This is a genomic window from Burkholderia lata, from assembly GCF_902499025.1.
GTDB classification, from domain to species: Bacteria; Pseudomonadota; Gammaproteobacteria; order Burkholderiales; family Burkholderiaceae; genus Burkholderia; species Burkholderia lata_C.
On record NZ_CABVPW010000012.1, the window covers coordinates 178,635 to 202,426 of the forward strand.

The window sequence follows — 23,792 nt, forward strand, 5'->3', positions numbered from 1 at the left end:
TGAAACAGGCGGATCAGTGGCTCGACTGGCCGCCTACGGCTCATCATCAGTTCCGGCGTTGTCCATCACGGTCGAGAACATCGTGTCGCAAAGCGACCGCCAGCGCAGCAGTTCCGCCCGTTCGCCGATGTGCATCGCTTCCGACGCAGCGCGAATCGACATCCGCTGACTCCGTAGTTCATCCGCGACGCGATCCGCCAGATCCGGGAAGTCAAGTGTGCGTCCCCGTGCTTCGATCGTTTTACGGAGCTGCGACGCCTGATACAACGAGAACTTGTCCGGCGTACCGAAATGGCCGTTGCGAACCACATGGATTGTTGCATCGGGAAATGTCGGACTGAACGCGCGAAGCAGCTCCAAGCTGTCACGCTGCCGATTGATCACCCACAGTACGACGAGTTCACGCCGCAGTTCGCCGAGCGTACTGGCCAGTGTCGCGCCAAAGCGGGCAACACCCATCTGACTGCGCGCCGCCGTGTTGACGACGATCGCCGCGTCCCGGCGTTCGTCGCAGAAATTGACCAGACCGATCCAACCATCGGCTTCATCCAGGCTATAGGCAATGCAGAGTACCTCGTCCTGAATCGCTTTCATCACGTCGGGATTGGACGTATCGGTTTCCACCAGCGCGACGGGGAGATCACGGCGCTGGAGGTAGTCGGCCAGCGCGAGCGAAACAAAGCTCTTGCCGACACCGCCCTTGCTGCCACCCACCAGATAGATAGGGTAAGTCGTCACCATATGCGTCCTCTACAGGTTCTCGGTGTCCGGCGCGATCGCGAATGAAAACGCGTCCTGAATCACCATGGTCCCCGAGTTGATCGCCGCACTTCGACTATCCTTGCGATCGCGACTCTCTACTTGATCGACAGTTGGCGCTCTCGTTTGCTTCGGCTTATTGATTCGCGGTGACGCACCATCCTGCTCCGGCGGGGCGGCTCTTTTCACACGCCCGGCCTTGTGTTCTTTCGCAACGCGTTGCATCGCATAGCGCAATGTGCTGGCGCTGATGTCGACGCCCTCTTCCGCCAGCTGCCGAACGATTTCTTCGAATGTGTAGCCCTTCTGCTGCGCGCCGCTAATCTGCAGCCGCATTGCGTTCACCGCGTCACGCACAGTGACGTGATGCTCGTTCGCAGGCTTCGGTGGCAGCGCGTCGAGACGGCGAGCTACCGCGTCCCATTGCGCTTGGGTGAAGTGTTTTACGACCGGCATGATCCGCCTCGACACACTGCCTTGATGTCATCTTGCTGCGGGGAATGATGGTCGTCAATGCCCGAAACCTAGCCGGATTTTGCGCGTCGGACCGCATGGGCATGGGCCGGAATTGCACGGCATCGGAAATTATTTTTCATCGGCGCACTGAAACAACACGAAGTCGCGATCGACAATTCCTCAAGCAGCAGAAGACAGTCGGAGTCGGACGTATCTGATCGCGTGAGCGATGCTTGAGGAGCGAACCCCTGTATTCAGCCGACGCGATTTGCTGCGGTTTCGCGTCGGCGCCTACTCGTTATGTTTGCATTCCGGCTGATTCAGTGACGCGCTCAATTAGTCGATTTTGCTGTGACATGTACCACTAACTCGATCGTCCATGTTGCTCGCAGCCCTTCGTTTTCCAACGTCATGCATCTATGGATTGACGTAACGCAACCCGTACCATCCGCTGCTTTTTTGATTACGTGCGGATCGTCTTGTTGCGCGAGGCGCGTGCCCTTCGTGCGCGCTATGAACGCGTCTTTTTGCAACCCCGGCTCCATCTTTCTGCATGACCACGCTGTATCACGAGTGGTAATTGGCGAACGGCGAGATGAAACGACAAAAGATGAGGAAGCGCAGGATAGGCTACCGCCGGTTTGGGGCGCCGTCTGCAAAACAAACCAACCGCCTTCAGTAGCACGGTACAGCCCAAGCGAGCACATAGTTGAGCGGCTTGTCACTATGCAAGCAGTGACCACTCCCGCGCTAACAACGCGTCCTTTCCAAACGAATCAAACACACGATTGATGGCATTGTCGTGCGGCGGGAACGGGCATGCATTGTGCTGATCCAGAGCATCAAGAAAATCTTGTGCACCCCGCACACCCTTGCTTTCCTCAGATAAGCGACCTTGGCGAGACCTAAGCGGAAAAATTGTCTCAACCAAGATTTTGGCAGCGGCGGTTGTGGGCCTATCGCCATCGCTGGGGACAGAAAACCTCTGTAGAACTGCCCTACAGTCCGTTTGTGGCCACCATTTTCTGATTCGAGAGCTGACGACCAGCCGTGCCCTCTCGCGCGCTGAGGCGAGCGCTCCGCTGAGCCAGTCGAGTGCGACGAGAAAGTCGTCATCCCGCTTGAGCTTTGACTCATCAACAGCATCCAGCAAGAACAACGTAGATTGGCTTGAGCTTTTCCACGTCCGGAAGCTGGAAAGGTCCCTGTCCGACATAATAGTTTCAACGTCTTCAGTAACCCGTTGCGCGAACCTCGGGAAGAAGCTGTTGGGATTGCGGCGATGTTGGCAGCGCAACTCTTCCGACTCACCACTACCTGGCTCGCCAAGCACCACAACGAGCCTGTGAGCTAGAAGGGACAGCCAATCGAACTGATACTGACGATCGGCTAGTTCAGCCACATAGCTTCGCCTCACCGCTCCGTCAATGGGCTCTTGGTCGCTGTACACCTCGAACTTGCGATCGAACTCAATAAATCCACCGTCTATACTATGGTTGACTGCTCATGGGTCGCCCCTACAATATTCCCAGCCGGCCTCGCATTCAATTGATCCACCGACGATTTCAATTTGTGTAACATCCCATTCGACGATGCGACCATGTTCGGCACTCCTCCAGGTACCTATCGATTTTCCCTGAGTACGTTCGAGTGCAATCCACCATCTTCCGCAGGTCAAAACGGCTATCATGTACACACATTCCAACCAGAGGAGGACAACATGGCGAGTTACAAGGAGCTGAAGGCTCAAATGGACGCTTTGGCCGAGAAGACCGAGGCCGCGCGCGTAGCCGAGTTCCAAGCTGTCGTCGACGACATCCGCGCCAAGGTTGCCGCGTACGGTGTTACTGAGAAGGATATTTTCGGCACGCGTCGTGCCAGGTCGGCCACGCAGGCGAAGGCTCCGGTGGAAGCGAAGTATCGCGATCCGAAAACCGGCGCTACGTGGTCGGGCCGAGGTCGCGCGCCGTCATGGATCAAAGATGCCAAGAATCGGAATCGATTCCTGATTCAAGAGTAAGCATCGTCACCCGCGACTTGGCTGACTGCGGAGAGGCATCGCTCTCCCGGCAGCCAAGTATGTGGCCGCATTGGATGGCGCGCCAGGGAATCGTCCAACCTCAAACTTCCCAGCCTCAACGGGCGATTGAAACAATCACTTCGATGCATTACATCCCAGCTTAGTGCGTCCAATGACGAGGCATCAGATGCCGCCTCGAATCCGAGCAGAATGCAGCGGCTGCTTGATCCACGGCGGAGTAAAGCAATCGGCTACACGATCCGTCTCGGGTCAATTGACCAACCGCGGATCCAGTGACGAAGCTCGGCCGACCGCAATCGCTTGCGCATCCAATCCATCAATGGGCGTCACGCCTTGACGGAACAAAACAGGTCGGTTTGAGCCACCTCCCCCGAACCGGACAATGGTGCTGGCCCCTGCCAAGTCCCCCTACTCGGCCGCCCAAGCCTCAGCCTGCGACACGAGTTTGCTGCGCTGCGAATTCGGCAGTCGGCCAAACGCGAAAATCAGGCGAGCCAATTCCACATCATCTGCGTAAAAGAATGCGACCGGTACACGCAGCACTTCCGCAAGACGAACAGCAAAGGTGTATTCCACCTTGTGTATGTCAAGTTCGTAGCGGTTAATGCGTGTACTGGCGACAAAGGGATCCAGCCCCGCCTCGATCCCGAGCTGCTTCTGAGATAGCCCGGCCTTCAGGCGAGCCTCCTTTAGCCGCGTTCCAAATACAGATTGCGCAGCAGACATTCATGGGAGCTCGTAGCAAACGAAGCTACGAATATCGTTGCAAAAAGCCTGGTTAGATACTACGATCTTCGTAGTTTCCAAGGACTTGGATGAGGAGACTCGGCAGTTACGACCGGCCCGAGGCAAGTCCGGTGTCCCATCATCAGGTGCCAGGTATGGAACAAATGTCAGTCCCCTTCCCGTCAAGCGAGCGCTACTCGACATTGACTGTGCGGGAATACGGCCGCCTGCAGATGCTCAACGTGGAACTGAAACGGGCCGAGCACTGGATCACCCGACGCAGCAAGGACATGATGATGTCCTATCGTCTTGCCGTCGCTCAGGAGCGTCATGCGGCTGATGGTCGCCTGGATGAAGACGTTGAACTCATTGCGACTTTGGTCTTTCTGGCGAGGGACGATCAACCTTCTTTTGCAACGAAAGACAACCGCATCGTCGCTCGGATCGACATTCCCATCCTGTCCAAATTCGACCGAGATGGAAGTTCTTCGCTTGCCGGAATATATACAAAAACTTCTGACACGCGCCATAACAACCCATGGAGCCAGTTACTCTTGGATGTATATGACCGCGCCCTACAACAAGACATGTCGAAACTGTTGAACATCGGGTCGCTATGCATCGACGTGATGCTCATCCACCAACAATTTCGTTCCTGGTGAAAATTTTTTCCTCGATAAAATAAAATCAACAACAGCGCATAAAATATCAATAAATAGATATCTTTGTATTTACGAAATTACCATCTATTATGTTAAAAAGTAGCGATCAGCAATAAATACCTTATTATAGCCTTTTCCCGGCAATCGAACATGCGATGTAACCAAGCCAAATATCCGAGAGATTAATTCATGGAAATTCTGAAAATTGCGATTATGCTTGGCATAGTTACTGGAATTACCAAGGGTATCCAGCTCTTCGGTCACCACTGCCGGTGTCGGTTCGGCTACAGTTTCTTCACCCTGCGAGGACTCTGGCTTGCGGCCATCGGCATCAATCTCCTCTGGTGGGGATACGTCGCGTGGGGCACCGCAATCCTGCATCACGAACCGACCTCGGGTGGCGTGGTCCTCATGACAATGGGTTTTGCAGCTGTCATGTGGCTGATCATCGAGAACGTCCGAGACACTGACCTGCCGTTTGGTGTGGGCGGATCAATGCTCCAACTCGTACTATTTTTCCCGGTAGCGTTGTACGGTATCCCGATTCTCGCGATCACCCTGCTCTTTCTCCTCTTCGCGACATTCAAGGCGGGACCAGTCTGGTTTATCGATCGATGAACGATCCGGGCGGACCCAGACTACCCCCTATGCCAGCCTCGAAACCAGCAGTCGACACACCATCTGATCAAGGCCGACATCAAAATTGCCCCGGTCGGATCATCCGCCCTGTTCCAACCATAGAAGATCAGTTCGCCATGTGGTGCAGTAAACACTGCGCCACCGACCACGTGCTGCATTTCCACATGCTCAACCATCCCGGCATATTCACTTGCCTCCGATCCGCGGCACGATAGGTATGGCAGCCATCACGCCCTCCGGACGTCAACGCTCCACATCCGGCGCGGCATCCTCTGAGCGATCCACGGCATCCGGCACCTGGTGCTCCCGCTGCTCCCGTCGGACATCCTGCTCACGCCCCAGCACGGGCCGATCTCGTTGCACCGGCATGGATCCAACGAAGTACGCCATTTCAACGGCCATCACACGATCCTCGCGCGTACGCGACCTCGCCATCGCGAAGGCCATCTCCCGCCAAGCGGCGAATACGCCGCCGTGCGCCCCCCACCCCGCATTGCGTTGCGCGTCAGTCGGAAGCGGCTTCCAGTGCCTCGGCGTTTCGCCGCGCGCGATCATATGGACAACGGCCGGCTTCGGATAGCGTTGCGTCACGCCGCGCACACGCCGAGGCGTCGCGTTCGCGTCGACACCGTGCTCCCGCAATTTCTCCGCAAAATTCTCGCGCCAGCGCTGGATATCCTTGTGGCGCGGATTCAGGCGGCGACCGTCCGGGCCACGCACCTGAACGCTCAGATGCACGTGTGGGTGCGCTTCGTCGTCGTGCGCCGCGAAGACATACGCGCGGCCGTCGCCGAACTCGAGCGCCGCGAAGTCCCGCGCCGCATCGCGCACCGCCAGCCGATCCGTTCCTGGTGGCATCGACAACAGGATGTTGAAAACCTCGCGGCGCGCGCTGGTCTCCGGGATGCCCCACCCGCCGAGCTGCCAGGTCTTTGTGAGATCACGCAGTGCATCCTTGCCGGCAATACGGTCGCCGTTCTGGTCTTCCAGTTCGATCCTGCCGTTACGCGAGATGTAGCGCAGATGCCGACGCACGGCACCAATGCCCTGCGCGCTGGCCGCCTTGTTGGTGATCTTGACCATGACCTCCGGGGTCCGCCTAAGCGTGCGAGCGACCTGTGCGCGCATGTGGGCGGCGGCGTCCCGAATACCCGCACGGGAAAGCCGCGATGTGCGTGCATGCCGCAACGGCTCGTGAAACAACCGATCGCCCCAATTCACGAGCATCGCGTCGATGTAGATTTTTGGGTAAGGCATGTCAGCGGCTCCATCGATCGAGGTTTGCGCGAATGACGGCCGCAGTCGCATGCAGGTGGTGGTCAATGCGCTTTCGCATATCTTCCCATTCAGACGTCAGGTCCCGACACGCGAGCTCTGTCCCGCTTGTGCGCGCAAGTTGGCCCAACAAGCGGCTGATCCCAGCCAGCTGCTGACTGGATACGGACAACGCACGCAATTCGTGCTCGCCCAACTGAGGCTCCCGCGTCAATTGCGCGCGAACTAGCGACACGATCCAGCGATTACTACTCAGACCCGACGCAGCCGCGCACTGTTCGACCGCGCTCAGTTCCGCAATGGTCAGCCGGATTTCGATTCGACTTCGCGGCTCCCCGATGACCTGCGGGGGCAGGCCCGGCATGATCGCGCTGGATTCCCCGTCCGCATCACCGCGGATGGCACTCGCGATCAACTGACGCACGCCTTCACCCGCCGTCAAACCACGGCGCTTACACCAGTCGTCCCAGTGCACTCTGGCTGCACCTAGTTCGACACACAACCGCTCGCGCACGACCATGATTCACCTCAACGAGACGGTGTCGTGGGTGACGGTTCAGGTGGCGTCCGGTCGATCTCCCTGGCAGGCATGCGTTCCGGTGCGGGACGCTTACGACGATCACGGCCCGATGGTGCGTTCGGATCGAATACCTTCGGTGTCGGGACCGGAATGCCCGCGCTCTGGAACGAAACCAGCATGCGTTCAGCACGCTGCTGCACGCGAGTAACCGAACGCTCGCTGAAACCCTGCTCACGCATGGCTGCCGTCAGTACGGCGAGATGCAAGGCTCGTTCGCCTTCCGATTGCTGTGCGTCACGACGCCGATGCAGTTCCTCCGCCGGAACAGGCGCAGCATGCGAATCGACCGATCGATTCTCGCCGACCGCAGGACTGTCGGATTGTGGCAACGCGACGGAGGCAATCCGATCCCGCGACACGACCTCCACCTGCCAGGTATTGCGATAGACGTCTTTCTCCTCTTCACCAATCACCCTGCCGTCACCATCCAGGATTGGCACCCGCACGGTGACGAAGCGCTTGCCCAGGTTTTCGAGCATCACCTGCTGCCCGATCTCCGCATTCGCCTCCCTCACTGCACGCTCGAGATCCACGCCCCAGACCACCTGATCGGTTCCCGCCTGGTCGCGAAACACCACGTAGTACGAGTCGCTGCGCGCGGGATTGTGCTGATACGGAGCGCCACCATGCTCACGCAGTTCGCCGACGTATCGCCGAGGAGTGTTGGCGTCCTCGTCTGCCGCGTTCCGGTTCGCTTCTGGGATAGGCGGTTCCGATGCGGGCGCATTGACTGATGCGGATGGTGAGGCTCCGTTAACGGCCACGCCGGCGTCGACCCGACGCGCCGACGAAGCCACGATCCGATCATCTGCGCGTCCGTGCGGACCCGCGGCGGCCGTCGCGCCGACCTCCGCTGCCACCTCGATACGATTGTCCTGCCGCGCCTGTCGGACTTCCGCCAGACGAGCCAGGTCCGCCGCTTTCGGCTCGTAGCCGCTCACATCGATGCCGAGCAGCGTGCCCTGCAGCCACGCCTCGCTGCGGAATGCCTCGTGACCCGACACGCGAACACGCCGCCACGATTTCGCACGAACCATGTCGATCATCGACTCGACCACGTCCGGCCGGTTGTGCTCGGTGACGAGGTACGGCCCCAGATCCTCGAACGCAAGCTGATACGGGGCATCCTTCAGGAAATACTGATTGCCCGCGTGCAGGTAGCGCTTGCGCACGCGCTCGGGCGGCTGATCGAGCGGCGCACGACCACGATCCAACTCGGCCGTCATCCCGAGCGGTGATCGGGTATCGACCTGTTGCGGTGTGACCGCATCGTCACGGATCGCCTGATCGCGCAATCTCGTACGGGCAGCGTCGAATTCGCGCCGGCGACGAGCGGATACGGCCCCCATCGCAACCGAGTCCAGCGCGTCCCAACGATCGTCCGACGGCGCGGGGCCGCCACTTTTGCCCGGCACGTCCTGTTCGATCACGTTGATGACCGGATCGGCCTCGTGAGCGGAAGTTGTCTGAACCATGTCATCACCTCACATCCTTAAGATCGGCGTTGCACGTGGACACTACACTGCCGCGCCTTATCGGTCAGGCGTCGAACCTGCTTCGCGGGATGCATCCTGCTCCCTCGATTTGTCGAGCGCGGCCGCCCGCGCCTCCCGGATACGTGTCCAGGATCTCGCCTGCAACTGATCGAGCATCACCTCCAGATTCGGGCTGTAATTCAGCTCGCGGGCGGACTTCTTCAGGGAGCCCACCGCGCGTTCCAGCAGCTCCCGCGCACGATCCCACGGATAGACCTTCGCTTGAGCACCGTCGTAACCCAGCTGCAAGTCGGAACCGTTCAGCCGTGCATTTTCGTCCATCCATTTCAGTCGATCGGACACAAATGTCATCTGATCCTTGCGGTGAAACACGACACTGCGCGTCGCGACTTCCTGGATCAAGTAATGCTCAGTGTTGAATACCTCACCGCGATACGGCCCACCGTTCTCGCGCGGCGTCCCCATCCTGAGCGGCGATCCGAACCGGTGTTCCGCCAGCGCCTTGACCTCGTTGGGAACGTCACCCACGCCAAACAGCAGCTCGCCGACCGGCGGGCGCGACGACGCAAAGCGCGGAGGATCGGTAACCGGAGGGGCCGCAGCCGACGTTGCGCTGGGAGGAGGATCCACCGATGGCAGTGCCGATCCGGATGCACCGTCCGTTGTCGGCACATCTGGCACGGCCTGTTTGGACGCACTGCGCTTCGAGGATCGGCGACGCGGTGGGCCTTCCTCGTCGGCCAGCAGCCTTTCCTTGACGTTGCCCATTTTTCCATCCTCCTCACGCTGATCCACCTCAACCACAGTCATGCCGGATACGGTGGAGACATCCGGTTGACCGCCCGCCTTCACAACCGAACGGGCCACGGCGCGCAGGTGTTCGCCGACGGCATCAAAACCCGACAACACCGCCATATCGCTGAAATCGTTCGGCTCCTTGTCGTGGATGCGCGCATCTACAGCAAACCGCGGCCAGGCCAGATGCACCTTCGCGTCTTCCGCGGCCCGCCGGGCCGGCGCCTCGCCACTGCCAAGTTCGCCCAGCACGATCAGATCCGCATCGGGATACCGTTCACGCAGGCTCTGCGCCACCTGCCCCAGGTTCCCGCTAGAGAGCGCCGCCACTGCGAACCAGTCCGTCGCGCGTGAAGCGGCCAATGCCGTCGCCATGCCTTCGGCGATCAGGATCAGCGAAGATTCGTTAGCCTGAACCAGCATCGGCGCCGTCATCCAGTAGCCGCCCTTCTTCACGCCGCCAGCAAGTGCCGATTTCCGCCCGTGTTCGTCGATCAGCTCCAGTGTCGAGATTGCTCCGTTCCAGACAGGCACAATCAGCACACGCCCCGTCAGTGGTTCTTCCTCAGCGGTCGGTGTGTAGCCGAGCAGCGCGCGCAGCTCCAGCGCATCCAGTTCGCGCAGCGTGTCCATCGGCTCAAGGTGCTTGCGCACAAGATACGGATGCTCTGGCCCGACTGGCCTCGCCCACTGCCAGATAGACGTGGCCTCGCGGGCAACGGCCGCATGGCGTGCCTGCCGTTGCGCGTCCTCGCGCTCCCGCTGTGCAAGCACCTCGGGAGACGGTGCGAGTATGGCGGTCATGCGGTCGGGATAATTCGTTCGCTTCAGATCGAAGCCATGCTGGCGCGCATGCCAAAACAACGTGGCAAGCGTCTTGCCGCCCGACGCGCCAGCCGAGCGCCACGTGGTCCGTGCTGCGCGCTCGCTATAGTTGGCAGCCGTTCGGCTCCACGCATCCCATATTTCAAAACCCTCATCTCCGAATCCCTGCTTTAGCGCAAACGCCATATCGACCCAGGTCTCGTAGTCATCGGCCGGAATCACGGCAAGCGCGGCACGCACACGGTCCGCGTCATCCACATAGGATTTCGTCATTGCACGGCTCCCATCCCTCGCGGGCCGCTTGCGGCTGCACGCCGAGCCGGCTCAACGAAATCGAGCTCCGCCACGTCAAGATCGTTCACGCTCAAGTGGCGTCTCGTCTGCGCAACCTTGCTGGCTGGCACTCCCAGCAGCATGAAATGCCGTTCCACGTAGGTCACGGCCTCCTCCTCGCTGATGTCGGCCAGGTTCGGCGGCAGGTCACGCGGATCCCACGCCTGCAGCACTTCCAGGTACTCGGGCGGCAGATGGATCAGCCCGGCACCGTCCGGATCGATCTCGTCCGGATGCAGATCGCGAAGCCGACGCTCGGCCACCGCACTGAAGTGGGCCAGGTTCATGGACGGTACGGATGGTGCGGCTACTACACGCGACGCAAACTCGGGATCGCGCCAGTAGCAGATCTTGTCGGCCATGATTGGCTTGGTGTTTTCGAGAACGATGATTTCCTTGTCGCGACCGAGTTCCTTGAGCTCCTGCGGCAACAGCAACGGCCGACGCTGCTCCGACACGCTTTCGCTCGATCCACCTCGGCCGCCGAAAAACGAATTCGGGCGGCTCACGCTACGCGACTGGTCGGTGAACGTGCCTAGCATTTCCGAATACTCGTTTGCATCTTTCTGCTCGCGCGGCGCATAAAGAATCTGCATCGCGTGGTTCGTGATGAAGGTGCGCGCATCGGCTCGCCCGTAAACGGATTCGAGTTGCGCGATCGACTGTACGATCGACAGCAAGCGCAGGTTGTAACCCGCCATGTAGGCAACCGCGCGTGCGATGATCTGGATCTTCCCAATCGAAGTCATCTCGTCGAGCAGCACGAGGCACTGGAATTTCAGCGTGGGATCGGCTTCCGGCAACTGCTTCGTATTCAGGTTGACGAGCTGCGAGAACATTAGATTGACAAGCAGCGCCGCCTCCGACAGATGGTCAGGCGTGATACCGATATAAATGGACATGCGTCGACGGCGCACATCACGCAGGTCGAAATCGTTCGCGCTCGTGGCAGCATCGACAATCGGATTGGCCCAGATAGTGAGCGGCGCGTTGAAGGTCGCCAGCACACTCGCCAGCACCTTGTCGTCGTTCGACAGAAAGCGATTCAGTGCATCGATGCATGGCCCCGATAGCAGGTCGCGATGCTGGACGAGTGCACGCTGCAGGTAGGTCTTGACCGGCATGCCGTTACCTGATGACTGCCGTAGCACCTCGCCCATCGTGACCGGGTAGTCGGGAATCGACGTCCCCTTGCCGGCCCGACGCGCGTCACGCCATTCGCATAGCAGGAGCACGATACCGAGGAACAGGTTTCTCGCCTGGTCTTTCCAGAAATCGTCGTGGCCGCCCGGGGGATAGAGTGCGTAGCCAATCGCGAGGATGTCACCCACCCGGAACAAGCGATCCGAAACCGCCGACAGCGGGTTGTAGCGATGCGTGCGGCCGTCTTCGGCAAACGGGTTGAAAAGGTAAACCTCCTGCCCATGCGCGCGACGGAAGCCGGCCGTGGCCGTATAGTTTTCCTGCTTGACGTCGAGCGCCACGACCGAATCAGGGTAACTGAGCAGATTCGGGATCACAATGCCAACACCCTTGCCCGAACGAGCCGGCGCCGCCAGCAGCACGAACTGCTGACCAGTGAAGCGTAGGTAGCGCCCGCGCCATTTCCCGACGACTATCGCGGGCGGGGTATCGAAGTGCACACGCGCCGTCATAGCAACCCCGCCTGACGGATTTCCGACTCGCTCGCAAAACGTGCGCTCCCATAGAGACGACGTCGGCTCGAGTTCGTCAATAGAGCATGCAGGCCAAAGGCCGGACCACCAAAGGACAGGAGCACGCCAAAGAGCGCTGCCCCTGCCAGTTTGCGACCGAGATTCGGCATCATGCCGTGTCGCCAGGCCAGAGCCGCGTCGAGCCACGCCCATAGCCCCGCATGTAGCGGATTGATCCGCAGGCTCGCATACAGGAAGAACGACGCGAGCCAGAGCGACGCCACCAGCCCGCCAAAGAGGCATGCCAGCACGGTCAGTGTGATCGCGGCCGTCCGGGTATGCTGCAACAAGTGGGAACGCGGTTGATTCATGACCGCTCCCTACACGAATGCGGTGCGCGCCTTGCGCACCGGATCGAACCAGACCTCCGTCATGCACCATCGCTTACCGGTCTGCTCTCCCATCGCATTGAGTACCGAGCGTGCCTCCATGTGCGCGACGACGTCGATAGTCAGGAATAGCAGGCGTTTGAGCGCGGCATCGTCCCAGGCGGCGGCCTCCGGGTGTTCCTTCGCCATCAGTGCGAAGCGCTCGATCGCGACGGTCGCATTAGGAGCGTGATAGCTCGTGATCGAGCCCGCATGCCCCGTCGTCAAGAGCTTCAGGAAGTCGTAGGCTTCGGCGCCGCGTAGTTCGGCGAGCAGCACGCGATCCGGGCGCATGCGCATCGAGCTCGCGATCAAATCCGCAGGCGTCACGCGCGCCTGACCGTGCCCGCCCTTGCTGTACAGCAGATGCACGCAGTTCTCGATGTGTCGAATGAATAGCTCACGGACATCCTCAATCGTCACGATCCGCTCGGTCACCGGAATCGAGCCGCACAGAGTCTTCATAAAACTGGTCTTACCGGACCCCGTATTGCCGACGACCGCGATATTGAGCTTGTTCGTGACCGCGCCGTCGAAGAATGCGCCCCAGTCGCGCTCTTCCAGGCATCGGATTAGGTTGCGGTTTTCGGCTCGCAACGTGGGTAAGGCTGAATCGAGCCCATCCGGACGGTGCCATACCGTGTCATCGAACAGACCCTCGTCACGGTATGCATCGAGAGTCTTCTCGTGTGCGGAGGGGCGACGGATCGTCACCGACACCGTTCGCGACGGCACGACCGGCGGCACCACGATCTGGATACGCGCATCCCCTGGCAGCAACGCCGACAAAATTGGATGCTGCGTCGATACTTCCTGGTTGGTCAGCGTAGCCACCGCTACGGCGAATGACATGAGCCGGTCGAAATCGAGATCACCGCAATCGTGGCCGTGCCAACCGAGCGGGCTCTCGGTCAGAACGCGCTGCGGTCGGTTGATCACAAGTTCCGTCACACCAGGATCGTCAAGCAGCGGCGCGAACGGTCGCATCAATTCACGTACCGACGCGTCGTCAGGCAGCCGTGCCAGTACCGGATCGCGGGAGGCATCCGACAGGTGCGCATATGGCGTCATCGCGTGCTCTCCGGCTGCAGCGCATACACCGCCCCGAAGTCCAGATCGCGCGCAATCACAATCGTGAACTCCGCACCCTGGTTTTGGGTCAGCGTCGGCGGGATATTGATCGTGTTGTCGAGGACGCGCGTAGCCATGTCGTTGCCCTGCTGCTGTGTGCTCTGGAACACCACCGATCCGTTGGCGTTGCCGCCGCGCGTCGACAGGTAGCCGATCGCGTCCTGGGAAATGCCAAGCAGCATCGCCGCGCCGATGCGCTGGCGCCAGTGGTTGTCCACGTAGCCGTCGATGCCCATACGGCCAAGCGCATCCGCCGCAGGTGAGTCGATCTCGACCGTGACGCCGAGAGGCGTCTTGATTCGAGCCGACAGCACGAACACTCGCTTCTGGCCCGGCGACATGTTCGAGCGATACTGGCTGTTGATCTGCGAACCACGTTCAATCAGCACGACGTTGCCATCGTCGGAATACACGTTCTTCGTCACCGTGCAGGTCGAGATACCGGCCTCGGTCGAATCGAAGGCCGTATCGCCCACACAGTCGATCTTGGCCCCCTGCGCGAGCACCAAACTCCGGTTACCCAGCGTCCCGGCCTGCACGCGCGGCGTGAGGGTCGGCATCAACGCCTGAGCAAGCGCGCCACCTACCTGCCCCGACCCTTGCGCCGGGGTCCCCGCACGGCTGTTCACCCCACCTGCACCCGACGAAGCCGCGCTCTCCATCCCACTCGCGTGCAGAGTGCCGGGCGGCCCACCCGCAAGATCGGGTCCGCTGCCCGTTGCGAGCAGCGGCGCATCGAAATAGCTGCGAGACGCCACGACGTGAGTGGTGCGAGCAGGTGCAACAGCGACGGCCGCATCCGACGTAAGCGTGGGATGCGCCGCATTCGTGCTCGCGGGCGTCGGCGCCGAGGCTGCACTGGCAACCGACGGCACTGGTTGATCCTTGAACACCCGCCCCTGAGAAGACGTATCGGCCACCGAATCGCGCCGCGCCTTCGCCTCAGCATCGCGCCGTGCGAGGAAACCGTGTACGGTCCAGACTGCGCCCACGCCAACCACCAGCACGATCACGACCGGAGTCAGCCACCAGGCGCGCGGACGGGCACCACGGTATTGCCCCAGCGCTGGCATACCGCGATCCGCAGGAGTAGCCGATGCCGCCTCGTTCTGGCCGAGTCCAGGCTGCGAGCCGGAGGCATCGTCGGGCTCAATCACATTGCGCGGAGGATCGTCATTCATCGCCCTGACTCCGCAGAACACGCTTAACCCCGTTGGCCGTCGTGCCTTCATGGGGTGGCACGCCGTCCATGTCGTAGGCGTCGTTCCAGACTCCAACGACCTCACCTGCAAGCCTCAGCACAAAACGTTTCGCGACCTCGTGCACGACGATCGTGTCGCCCTCGACGTGCTTGTCGACCACGCTTTCCGTGCCATCGTCGGCCACCCGGAAAATCGCAGGCATACGTCGATTGTTCGGGATGCGCAGATAGGTAAAGCGCCCGTCGTCCCATGCCGCAGTCGGCGTGATGTCGTCGGAGTTCGGCATAACCTGCATCGAATACCGCGTGTTACGCACGGCCGGCGGCTGCGCAAGACGTTGCGCGACCAGCCCGGCATCCGAATCCCCCTGCACCTGCTTTGCCAACTCGTCCAGATAGACGAATGTCACGCGGTACATCACACGCTCGTTGCCGAACTTCGCCTTGATCGGCAACACCACCAGATCGAAGCTGTAGCTGCGCCGGTCGGTGCGGATTTCTAGATTCGAGTCGTGCGCAGCGAGTTCGGGCTTCAGGTATACGTCATGATCGCCCTTGCTCGCGACCACCTGCCAGCCATCACGGTCACCGGGCGCTACGACCTGAATGTGCTCGTTCGGATCAAGCGCGATGTGCGTGGCAAAGCCGCGCTGCGCCTCGACACGTACCACCTCATCCGCGCGAAAGATTACTTGGCGAACGCGCGAGTCGTTGCCCCACCCGGGCAGATCGACCGCGTGTGCCAAGCCCACGAACAGCAAGCTCATCAGCGCGATGCTCAATAGGAGCGGCTTCATGACGTACCTCCCGCAGCCGCGCCGAACGCCGGCGGCGTATATTCCGCATCCCGGCTATAGGCCGTAACCTTGAAGCCGAACGGGTTGGCAATCGCCACGCTCTCACGCGTGAACACCGGCGGCCGGTAGGTATAGGCCAGAGTGATCACGAAACGCTGGATGGGCTCGGCATGGGCCTCGCCGTTTTTGAACGACGTGCGCTCGACATGCACGACCGCATGACCGGGTTCGTCGGGCGGCAGCGTGATCGAAAGAATCCGGATCCGCCGCTCGATACCGACCCGCAACTGCCGGTCCAGCGCGTCGGGACCGCTGTAGATGCCGCGGTAATCGCGTGCGACCACGTCATCGCTCATCGCGAGCACGCTGTCGTAGTCCATCTGCAGCAGTCCCCACGCGTATCGCTCACGCGAGCGCACATAGGTCTCAACCCAGTGCTTGTCCTGTATCTCCCTCGTATGCACATGGCGCGCATCGAGCACGTCGATCACCTGCGATTCGCCCGTCAGGCGATCAACCTCGATCGGCAAGGGCACCACGCGGTAGAACGGCACCATCACCGCGAGCGCAGCGGTACTGAGCACGGCGACGCCAATCGCCGCATAGGCGACATGCCACGCGCGCCGTTCGGAACGCTCCTGCAGGTGAGTCAGCGACACCTCTATTTCGAGCACTCGCCCATAGTCGTGCGCCGCGCTCATGACCGGTCTCCGGCATCCGGAGCGGCGGGCTGATCCGGAGTAGCCGGCACGTCACGCACAGGCACGCGGTTGACCGGCACGCGATGAAGGCCGTCCGGCAACACTGGCTTCGGTGGCCCGCTGCTGCATGCGGCGAGGCTCCAGGTGAGGCACCCGGCCAGCGCTAGAGAGGTCAGCATGGACATGGTGATCCCCTCAGTTTCCGAACGACGCCGGAACCATCTGGTCCTGCAGCCGGTTGGTCTTGCCCGCTCGGCTCAGCACCAGTTCGCTCTGTTGCTCCGCGACGAGCTTGTCCTCGGCGTCAGCCAGCATCCGGAAAAGCTGCAGCTTGGTCATCTCGTTGCCGACCGCCGTGGTTTCGGCTTGGATACGCGCCTGCAATTCCGCGACGCCCTTTGGGTCCTGAGTCACATCGATCTGCTGCATCAGGCTCTGGATCTGGTTCAGCTCCTGCAGTTCGATCTGGTATGCCTGCAGGCCGAACGCCTTGTCCTGGTATGGCTTGTTGAGCGCACGCTGACACACCTGCTGATTGATCCCGGTCTGGTCCTCGCAGTTGTAGATCTGGCTCGCTGAGCGCAACGCCTGCGCGCTGCCCGTCAGCCCCGCGTAGCCGCCGGTCTGGACCGCCGTATAGACGCTCTGCCAGTTCGACGGCAGCGAATTGGCGACGACCGGATTACTCAAAAGCGCACCGAAGCCACGCGTACCCACCGTCGACTGGTAGATCTGGATTTCCTGCTGTACTTGCTGCTTGAGCTGGCCCACGGTGGCAATTGCCTGCAGCACGCTCTGCGCGTCATAGACCGGGATACCCTGCGCCTGAGCTCCGGCGCACCATGCAGCCCACACGAATGCGGTACTCATCCATCTGCTTCGTACGTTCATGGTCATCACCTCCTCTTCAACTACCCTGCTGGCCCAAATTCGCACGTGCTGCGCGCTGGTAAGCCGGCATCGCACCCGGCGCCGACGCGCCACCTGAACCACCACCAGAGCCCGTCCGGTCACGAATCTCGCCACCGGGACGCGGCCCGCGTCCCTTGCCACGGAAACCCCGTCCGATCGCGGTCGCCAGGTGCCGAGAGGCCAGGCCCGCCATGAACGCCCCGAAGCCGGACAGCGTTGCGCCGCCGGACAGGCCCGCCGCGACGGACGGCAACTGCCAGCCGACCATCGCGAGGAACACGCCTGTCGCAAACAGACCAATCGCGGCGGCCGCCGCAGCGGCGTCGTCAAGGGAGGCGGAAATGGTTTGCACCAGGGCCGATGCATCGGCGCCGGGTGGACTGCCCGTCGCATGAAAGGAAGCGAGATCGGCAGAAAATGCCGTGAGCGCCATGCCTAGGAAGGCGGCAACAAGAACCTGCAACAACGCGAAATTGACGACCTTCGCGGTCCACGCCTCGAAAAAGCGTGCGGTCGGCGCGAACGCTGCGCAGGTGATGAAGATCGGACCGAGGCCGAGCACGAGATCGAGCAGCATGCGCGCCATCACGACCTCGAAGGCCAGGACAATCAGGAAGATCGACCCGCCGAGCGCGGCAACCAGTCCGCACAGGAAGTCGCCAATGGCGGCGGCAAGGCCGCTGACGCTGATGCCTTCGTGGGTTGCCTTGTTGAAATAGGCATCCATCACGAGATCGACCTGCTGGTCGTAACAGTCGAGCGTCTGGTAAATGCTGGTCGCCGCTCCTTGTCCCGCCACGCTGACGCCGTTGGCAGCGCCGCATCCCGGATTCCCACCGCCCGTCGTGTTCGCTGCGTTCTGGATCGTCTGGGCGAGCCCGGACGTCACACCGTCAACGGCGGTCACGACCTGCTGCTGGTAGATCCCGGCGCTGAGCGCGATCGCCAGCGTGATCGCAACCTTCAGCCCTCGCCAGGCAAAGGCCGGCACCGCCTCGTGAGCTTCGCCGCGCGCCACCGCGAGGCCATAGGTGAGCACCCAGATCGTGACGGCCGTGGTCACGACAGGCACGAGCGCACTGGAAAGCGCCGACGACACATTCGTGACGTAGGCGGCCATGCCGTTCTCGAGGGTTCCGCCCACGGCGGTAAAGAGGCCGCTCATCGCCCACCTCCCGGTTCCTGCGATTGCGACTGACGCGCGCTGACCTGGGCCGCCCGACGCTTCGCAACCTGCTCATGGAATACGGGCAGCCAGTCTCGTGGCGCATCGCCAACGTGGGCACGGATCGTGTCAAGCAGTTCCACGTTGTCGGTCGTGCCGGAGAGCACGTCGAGCACGTCACCAAGACCCGTAAGGTCGAGCCGACCAATGGCCGAGTGATGTCCTTGCTTGACGAGGAATAGGCGGCTGTTCTCCCCGAGGTTGCGCACAATATTGAATTCGGCCTCGGTCAGCTTGAAGCCATGCACGTAGTCGTCGTAGTCAGCACGCGGATTTGGCAGGAAGAAGAACGTCGCGCTCTGCTCGATCAGCGCACTCGCGATTTCACTGCGCAGCACATCAGCAGGCGACTGGGTATCGAAAATCCCGAGCCCGTTCTGCTTGCGGATCGTCTTCTGCTTGTTCTTCGCGAAATCCGTGAACACCGGGTCGTTGAGCCGTTTCCAGAATTCGGTCATCACGTAGATGAAGCGCCGCCCGTCGATCAGGCTTTCGGTCCGGTGCAACAGGTACATCGTCACTGGCGTCGACACCTCAGCGTCGTCAAGCAGCTCGGTGTCGTCGAAGCCGAACAGGTTCGCATCCACCAGATCGATGCGGTCGGTCGGGTTATCAAGCACCCAGCCAAGCCGCCCGCCCGCGCACCATTTGCCAAGCCGCGCATGCAGGCTGTTCTCACCCACATTCGGCAGGAGCTGCCGGACCATCGACAGGCGGCGCAGAGGCTTGTCCATGCGCGCGACCTCGCGCACGGCGCGCGAGATGTCGAGCTCGTCCTTCGCGGACAAAGGCTCGCCAAGGTCGACCAGTTTGCGCACGAGCCGCTCCCAGAAGTCGATCACGGGCTCGCTCGGCGCCATCTGGAATGGATTCAATCCGGTCGGCTCGCCACGACGGAACACGGTATAAGTACCGCCCATCGCGCGTATCGCGATCTCCGTGCCGCGGTCCTTGTCGAACAGCACAGCCGTAATGCCGTACTTCGTCGCCATCGCCAGCAGGAACAGCTCGAGCACCGTCTTGCCCGCACCGGCCCGACCGATGATCTGGGTGTTGGCAAGCGCTTTCTCGTCGAGCGAATCCTGCTTGTCCGGTGTCGCGTGGAAATTCAGGAAGAGCGGCTGGCCACTGGGTGTCTTGACGATCGTGATCGCCTCGCCCCACGGGTTGCCGTCGCGCTTACCCGTTGCGAAGTTGTGCAGGCTCGACAGGCCGCAGAAATTGCGTGACGTGAGCAATGCCGCGCGTGGCCGGTAGCGCCAGTTGGCCGGTAACTGTGCAAACCAAGCTGCATCGGCGACGACATCGATCAGCGCAGTCTGAAAACCGGCATCCGCCAGGAGCGTGCGAGCCTTCGCGACGCCTCGGGACATCTCGTCCACCGTGTCGCCGAGCACAGCCAACGAATAGTGATATTCGCCAAGGACGAAATCGCCATTGATCAGATCATCGAGCGCCCGATCGATCGCCTCGACCTGGGACACTGCGACATCCTCGCCCGCGATGAGCTGGTTGCGCTGCCGCTCCAGCGCCTCTTTCGCGCTGGGTTTGTCGAAGATCGTGTAGCTCTGCGTCTCGATATACTCAAAGTTGCCATACAGCAGGCCGTTGAGCATGCCCGGTTCGGTGTCTTCCGGATAATCCTTGAGGTCGAGCATCGCGGCAAAGCGGGTCGCCGTCGGCATGCGAATCTCGACCTTCTCAGCCCCGACGAAGAGGCGCGAGATCGGCAGTGCCTCCCGAATCGAGCCAGCAGGCACCGGTTCGCGCTCCCAGACCGCATTGACCAAATAGCCGAGCAGTTCCAGTGCCGACGAATAGCGGCGAGGCTTCCGAGTAAAGGGACTTTGCCGGGTATAGACGCCGAGCGTGACCGGATCGTAGGGTTTGAGACTCGATTCAACCTGGGCAGCCAGCTCCGCCATCACCTTCAGTGCGTCTAGCTGATCGCGCCGAATGTCGTCGCGCGTGCGGCGTGCAGCGCGGCTAAAGACGCGTCCCAGCCGGGTGCGGTTCGGCCGGTAGACCACCGTGAGGTACAGCTCGTTGGCCATCATCCGGTAGCCGGAAAAGCTCGCGTAATAGCGGGTGGCCAGCTCCTCGCAGAAGCAGTTGCGGTACTGCGTCGAGAAATGGTCCGACACGCGCCGGCGCAGGCGATGCGACCAAAGCGCCACATGCCCGCCCGCAAACCCGCGCACGAACTGGTTGAAACCATCATGCCGCGCGAGGATGTCGGCGGGATCTGCCGCTTCGAATGCAATGCCGGCGATCTTCCAGATCTGCAGGTAGTCACCTTCGCGCGTCTTGATGACCTGGTCGGTCACGTGCACCGCGTACGGAATATAGCCAGCAAGCTGCACCTCCCGGTTCGCGACGGACACAAGTGGCGGTTCGGCCGGCATCTCACGCCCTCCTCTTCAGGCAAACAGGCACGTAGGCGTGCGCGCCCCAGAACCGGCGGTTTCGCTGACGGAGCCTCATACGAAGGCGCAACGCATACTGCGCGAGGCGCTGGTCGTCGTGCCGCGTAATCACGCGCATCGCGACGAATACCGGAATCATCAGAAAGAGGACGGCAACGCCTACCGGAGGACTCGCGAGTAGCGCCCAGACGGCCGGAATCAGCATGCCGCCGCCGATCATCAGGAACGGCACGAGCGGCACGCCCCACAACATCGCGGGACGGGTGCAGCCCTTGAAGACGGGATCCTTGAGCGGGTTCATGATTCGGCTCTCGAAATCAGCTCGTCGGGATCAGCATGCCGGCGATCACCGTCGCACAGCCGACGAAGAGCCCACCGATAAAGACGTTCGCGATATCGCCGAAGCGCGCGTGCTGGAACATCATCCTGAAACCCGCCCAGATGATCGAAATCGAGCAAATGACACCGCCTACGCCAAGCAGCGTTGTCTGGATCGTGTTCAGAAATGTGTTGACCTGTGAGAGCTGTGCCAACGCCGGCGAGGCGAGCAAGAGCGTGGAGGTCAAGACGGCGAGCGTCTTCATCAGGAGATGACTCGAATCAGACAGACGTGCCGCTACACGCCGAATCAATCTATTAATATGTAGTCCTGATTTCATAGGTCACTCCAGTAAAAATATGTCCAACCGGCAATTGCCCGAACGGCTACCTAAAACACCACCGCACTACGAACCTGATCACCGCCCAGTTCTCCAGATGGCGTCTCGCTTCGATCCGGTTGATCTGGTCGATAGATCCCAGTTTTGGGACGCACACGCGCGACAGACGCATCCGGCGTCCCAGAAACGACTGGAATCGGCGCAATGGCCGGAACGGTATCGAGTACGGTGGGAACAGGCTGCCGGGCGCTGTTTACGACGCGCTGCACGTAGCCGGTGCGATAACCTGCGGAAAAATTGCCACTTGCATAGCACGAGAAACTCGCTCGAAGTGCCGTCTGAGGATGGACATATGCTCGACGTGCTGATGTGAAGCAGTCCATGAGAATCGCTGCACCTGTCGCCAGGTTGCGGCACGGATCGAACACGTTACGTTCAGTTAGTCCATACCGCGACCAGTTAGCGCGGTTGATCTGCGCAATCCCTGCGCTGAAACGCCAGCCGTTTGCTTCGAGTGCCCGTACGGTGGCGATCGCTTCCGCTTCACTTGACGGCTGCCGTAGAAGCTGACCACGCACAACGCCGATCGCGTATGGATTGAAGTCGGACTCGGTACGTACCACCGCCGCCATCGTGATCGGCGAGATTTGCGGCGTGCACTGTTTCGCGAGCGTCAGGAAATCGAGTGGCATGATCAGTGCCCCCCACCGAATCCGCTGTCCCGCGGATTAATCTTTTGTAGAAAAAACTTTGCGGACTGCATCGGATCGTAGGGCACCAGGGTGCTGCCAGTACCGTAGAATTCGGCAATCGTCGTCCCTGGACCTCCAACGTCCCACCAGACACGCGCATAAAGCTGGTTGTCGATGCTGACGTTGATCGCGCCGAAGGCCCGGCACAACAGTTCGCTCTGTTCAGGCCCGCCCCAATACAGGAGGTCTTCACGGCAATATCCACTGCTTGCGAACGTATTAGTCGCGAACGTGCCTTGCGAGCCACCCGCGCCAAAGTCACAAGTGGGAAACGGGTCGCCGTGACGCAATGCGCTCCAAAGCTTCTCGATGGGCGGCACGCACTCGCTGTACTGTTCTGGGCCGCCGGGACTCGACAGGCAAAGAATGACCTGGCAGCCCCAATCATCGGCATGCGCCAGATCCGGCGCGACGACGGACATTCCGGCGAACAGAGCGACGCCGAAAAAACCACACCGCAATGCGTCACGCATCGCGGTCAAACCTTGATCTTTCCAAGCTATAGGACTCGTGCTCATGGTCCATCTCCCATCGGTATGCACCGATGTACCGGGACGGATGCGCAAGGAAAAAGGAACCCGCGGCGCCGGAGAGGCTTACCGCGGGCTCAAGGGGGATCAGACTCCAGCACCAGAAAGCGAAAATCGTGCAGGTTGAGACTTGCAGGCTTTCGTTGAATCACGGCCATCACGCTGACGCGCACACGTCGGTACATCGGGGCCGCTAACGCGTACTCGGTCGCGCTCTCGCGCGTTCACCGGAACAGGTTGTTAACCTCGGCACACTACTTCATGAGGTCGTCGTAAGCAGACTGGCAAGTGCTCGCTTCGCAGAGGCCAGTTCGAGTTCGTAGCCGCACCAGGGATATCGCGGGATGCCAAGCCGGCGACATACCACTTCGCGGCCGGCACGCCACAGATATGTCATCCGCAGCATCTCCTTTTGGCTCGGCGCCAAGCGCTGCCACGCTTGCTCGACGAGCACTGCGTCAGCCGCGTCGTGTCGACCTCGCCCCGCACTTGCCCAGTTATCGAGCCGTGCATCAAGTGAAAGCGCCTTGGGCTTCTCACTCATTGCCAGCCTCCGCATCGGATGCACGATACCCGGCAGGATCCTCGAGAAACTGTTCGATATCCGAAGCTCGCCAGCCGACTGCACGCTCACCCAGTCGGATCGGACGCGGAAACGTCCCGTCCTGTATTCGCTGGTAGATAGTTGAGCGCTTCAGGCCGACTTCCTTTTCGTAAGCGGTCTATAAAGCACGCCTCTCTAGATCCCTGGCACGTCACACTCGGTTAAGATCGGCTTGCGGTGGGGC

At 61.0% G+C, this 23,792-nt stretch carries 26 protein-coding genes; 3 read left to right on the forward strand and 23 right to left on the reverse strand.

From position 1 onward, the window contains the following. Window positions 1-33: 33 nt before the first annotated feature. The 3 genes from BDI24065_RS14625 to BDI24065_RS14635 form a co-directional block, all read right to left on the reverse strand. On the reverse strand, window positions 34-741 hold the full coding sequence (locus BDI24065_RS14625; RefSeq protein ID WP_175031880.1) for a P-loop NTPase: 708 nt from the start codon (window positions 739-741) through the stop codon (window positions 34-36). Between the two features lie 9 nt (window positions 742-750). Then, window positions 751-1,215 (reverse strand): hypothetical protein, encoded by a 465-nt coding sequence (locus BDI24065_RS14630; protein ID WP_175031881.1) that lies wholly within the window; start codon window positions 1,213-1,215, stop codon window positions 751-753. A gap of 724 nt (window positions 1,216-1,939) precedes the next feature. Next, a complete protein-coding gene (locus BDI24065_RS14635) occupies window positions 1,940-2,617 on the reverse strand; it encodes a hypothetical protein (protein WP_175031882.1) in 678 nt (225 codons plus the stop codon). A 318-nt stretch (window positions 2,618-2,935) separates the two neighbouring features. Between BDI24065_RS14635 and BDI24065_RS14640 the strand changes: the two genes are divergently transcribed. Further along, window positions 2,936-3,235 carry an H-NS histone family protein gene (locus BDI24065_RS14640; protein WP_175031883.1) on the forward strand — a complete coding sequence of 100 codons (300 nt, stop codon included), beginning with the start codon at window positions 2,936-2,938 and terminating at the stop codon, window positions 3,233-3,235. A 429-nt stretch (window positions 3,236-3,664) separates the two neighbouring features. Here the strand turns inward: BDI24065_RS14640 and BDI24065_RS14645 are convergent, their stop codons facing one another. Then, entirely contained in the window at window positions 3,665-3,982 is a 318-nt protein-coding gene (locus BDI24065_RS14645) for a helix-turn-helix domain-containing protein (RefSeq protein WP_175031884.1), read from the reverse strand. 131 nt (window positions 3,983-4,113) lie between these two features. Here BDI24065_RS14645 and BDI24065_RS14650 point away from each other — a divergent pair, with 131 nt between their 5' ends. Together BDI24065_RS14650 and BDI24065_RS14655 are read left to right on the forward strand one after the other, a co-directional pair. Continuing rightward, window positions 4,114-4,644, forward strand: a complete 531-nt coding sequence (locus BDI24065_RS14650; RefSeq protein ID WP_175031885.1) for a hypothetical protein — start codon at window positions 4,114-4,116, stop codon at window positions 4,642-4,644. A gap of 189 nt (window positions 4,645-4,833) precedes the next feature. Next, the gene (locus BDI24065_RS14655; RefSeq protein WP_175031886.1) at window positions 4,834-5,262 is read left to right on the forward strand and encodes a hypothetical protein; all 429 of its coding nucleotides are present in this window, start codon (window positions 4,834-4,836) and stop codon (window positions 5,260-5,262) included. A gap of 264 nt (window positions 5,263-5,526) precedes the next feature. On the opposite strand, the gene BDI24065_RS14660 is transcribed toward BDI24065_RS14655, so the two are convergent. From BDI24065_RS14660 to BDI24065_RS14750, 19 genes are all read right to left on the reverse strand, one after another. After that, window positions 5,527-6,540: a relaxase/mobilization nuclease domain-containing protein gene (locus BDI24065_RS14660; RefSeq protein ID WP_175031887.1), complete on the reverse strand. Its 1,014-nt coding sequence runs from the start codon at window positions 6,538-6,540 to the stop codon at window positions 5,527-5,529. Window position 6,541: 1 nt separating this feature from the next. Continuing rightward, window positions 6,542-7,078 (reverse strand): plasmid stabilization protein, encoded by a 537-nt coding sequence (locus BDI24065_RS14665; protein WP_175031888.1) that lies wholly within the window; start codon window positions 7,076-7,078, stop codon window positions 6,542-6,544. Between the two features lie 8 nt (window positions 7,079-7,086). Continuing rightward, entirely contained in the window at window positions 7,087-8,613 is a 1,527-nt protein-coding gene (locus BDI24065_RS14670) for an LPD7 domain-containing protein (RefSeq protein ID WP_175031889.1), read from the reverse strand. A gap of 57 nt (window positions 8,614-8,670) precedes the next feature. Next, entirely contained in the window at window positions 8,671-10,527 is a 1,857-nt protein-coding gene (locus BDI24065_RS14675) for a PriCT-2 domain-containing protein (protein ID WP_175031890.1), read from the reverse strand. Next, window positions 10,524-12,242, reverse strand: coding sequence for a type IV secretory system conjugative DNA transfer family protein (locus tag BDI24065_RS14680; RefSeq protein ID WP_175031891.1), 1,719 nt, complete (start codon window positions 12,240-12,242; stop codon window positions 10,524-10,526). Before BDI24065_RS14680 ends, BDI24065_RS14675 begins: the two co-directional genes overlap by 4 nt. Then, on the reverse strand, window positions 12,239-12,613 hold the full coding sequence (locus tag BDI24065_RS14685; RefSeq protein ID WP_175031892.1) for a hypothetical protein: 375 nt from the start codon (window positions 12,611-12,613) through the stop codon (window positions 12,239-12,241). The genes BDI24065_RS14680 and BDI24065_RS14685 overlap by 4 nt, the downstream gene beginning before the upstream one ends. A gap of 9 nt (window positions 12,614-12,622) precedes the next feature. Beyond that, a complete protein-coding gene (gene virB11, locus BDI24065_RS14690) occupies window positions 12,623-13,741 on the reverse strand; it encodes a P-type DNA transfer ATPase VirB11 (protein WP_175031893.1) in 1,119 nt (372 codons plus the stop codon). Continuing rightward, window positions 13,738-14,982 carry a type IV secretion system protein VirB10 gene (virB10, locus tag BDI24065_RS14695; protein ID WP_175031894.1) on the reverse strand — a complete coding sequence of 415 codons (1,245 nt, stop codon included), beginning with the start codon at window positions 14,980-14,982 and terminating at the stop codon, window positions 13,738-13,740. Before virB10 ends, virB11 begins: the two co-directional genes overlap by 4 nt. Further along, complete coding sequence (locus tag BDI24065_RS14700) at window positions 14,975-15,799, reverse strand: TrbG/VirB9 family P-type conjugative transfer protein (protein WP_175031895.1); 825 nt, start codon at window positions 15,797-15,799, stop codon at window positions 14,975-14,977. Before BDI24065_RS14700 ends, virB10 begins: the two co-directional genes overlap by 8 nt. Further along, the gene (locus BDI24065_RS14705; RefSeq protein WP_175031896.1) at window positions 15,796-16,500 is read right to left on the reverse strand and encodes a virB8 family protein; all 705 of its coding nucleotides are present in this window, start codon (window positions 16,498-16,500) and stop codon (window positions 15,796-15,798) included. Before BDI24065_RS14705 ends, BDI24065_RS14700 begins: the two co-directional genes overlap by 4 nt. A 195-nt stretch (window positions 16,501-16,695) precedes the next feature. Beyond that, window positions 16,696-17,391, reverse strand: a complete 696-nt coding sequence (gene virB5 / locus BDI24065_RS14710) for a P-type DNA transfer protein VirB5 (protein WP_175031897.1) — start codon at window positions 17,389-17,391, stop codon at window positions 16,696-16,698. Between the two features lie 16 nt (window positions 17,392-17,407). Beyond that, complete coding sequence (locus BDI24065_RS14715) at window positions 17,408-18,577, reverse strand: type IV secretion system protein (protein WP_175031898.1); 1,170 nt, start codon at window positions 18,575-18,577, stop codon at window positions 17,408-17,410. Beyond that, window positions 18,574-21,042 carry a VirB4 family type IV secretion/conjugal transfer ATPase gene (locus BDI24065_RS14720; RefSeq protein WP_175031899.1) on the reverse strand — a complete coding sequence of 823 codons (2,469 nt, stop codon included), beginning with the start codon at window positions 21,040-21,042 and terminating at the stop codon, window positions 18,574-18,576. Before BDI24065_RS14720 ends, BDI24065_RS14715 begins: the two co-directional genes overlap by 4 nt. Before the next feature lies 1 nt (window position 21,043). Beyond that, the gene (locus BDI24065_RS14725; RefSeq protein ID WP_175031900.1) at window positions 21,044-21,364 is read right to left on the reverse strand and encodes a type IV secretion system protein VirB3; all 321 of its coding nucleotides are present in this window, start codon (window positions 21,362-21,364) and stop codon (window positions 21,044-21,046) included. Between the two features lie 16 nt (window positions 21,365-21,380). Further along, the gene (locus tag BDI24065_RS14730; protein WP_175031901.1) at window positions 21,381-21,722 is read right to left on the reverse strand and encodes a TrbC/VirB2 family protein; all 342 of its coding nucleotides are present in this window, start codon (window positions 21,720-21,722) and stop codon (window positions 21,381-21,383) included. Window positions 21,723-21,772: 50 nt separating this feature from the next. Beyond that, complete coding sequence (locus BDI24065_RS14735) at window positions 21,773-22,414, reverse strand: lytic transglycosylase domain-containing protein (protein ID WP_438820009.1); 642 nt, start codon at window positions 22,412-22,414, stop codon at window positions 21,773-21,775. 2 nt (window positions 22,415-22,416) lie between these two features. After that, window positions 22,417-22,992 carry a hypothetical protein gene (locus BDI24065_RS14740; protein ID WP_175031902.1) on the reverse strand — a complete coding sequence of 192 codons (576 nt, stop codon included), beginning with the start codon at window positions 22,990-22,992 and terminating at the stop codon, window positions 22,417-22,419. Between the two features lie 271 nt (window positions 22,993-23,263). After that, window positions 23,264-23,548, reverse strand: a complete 285-nt coding sequence (locus tag BDI24065_RS14745; protein WP_175031903.1) for a hypothetical protein — start codon at window positions 23,546-23,548, stop codon at window positions 23,264-23,266. Then, a complete protein-coding gene (locus tag BDI24065_RS14750) occupies window positions 23,541-23,702 on the reverse strand; it encodes a helix-turn-helix transcriptional regulator (RefSeq protein ID WP_438820013.1) in 162 nt (53 codons plus the stop codon). The genes BDI24065_RS14745 and BDI24065_RS14750 overlap by 8 nt, the downstream gene beginning before the upstream one ends. Window positions 23,703-23,792: the final 90 nt, after the last annotated feature.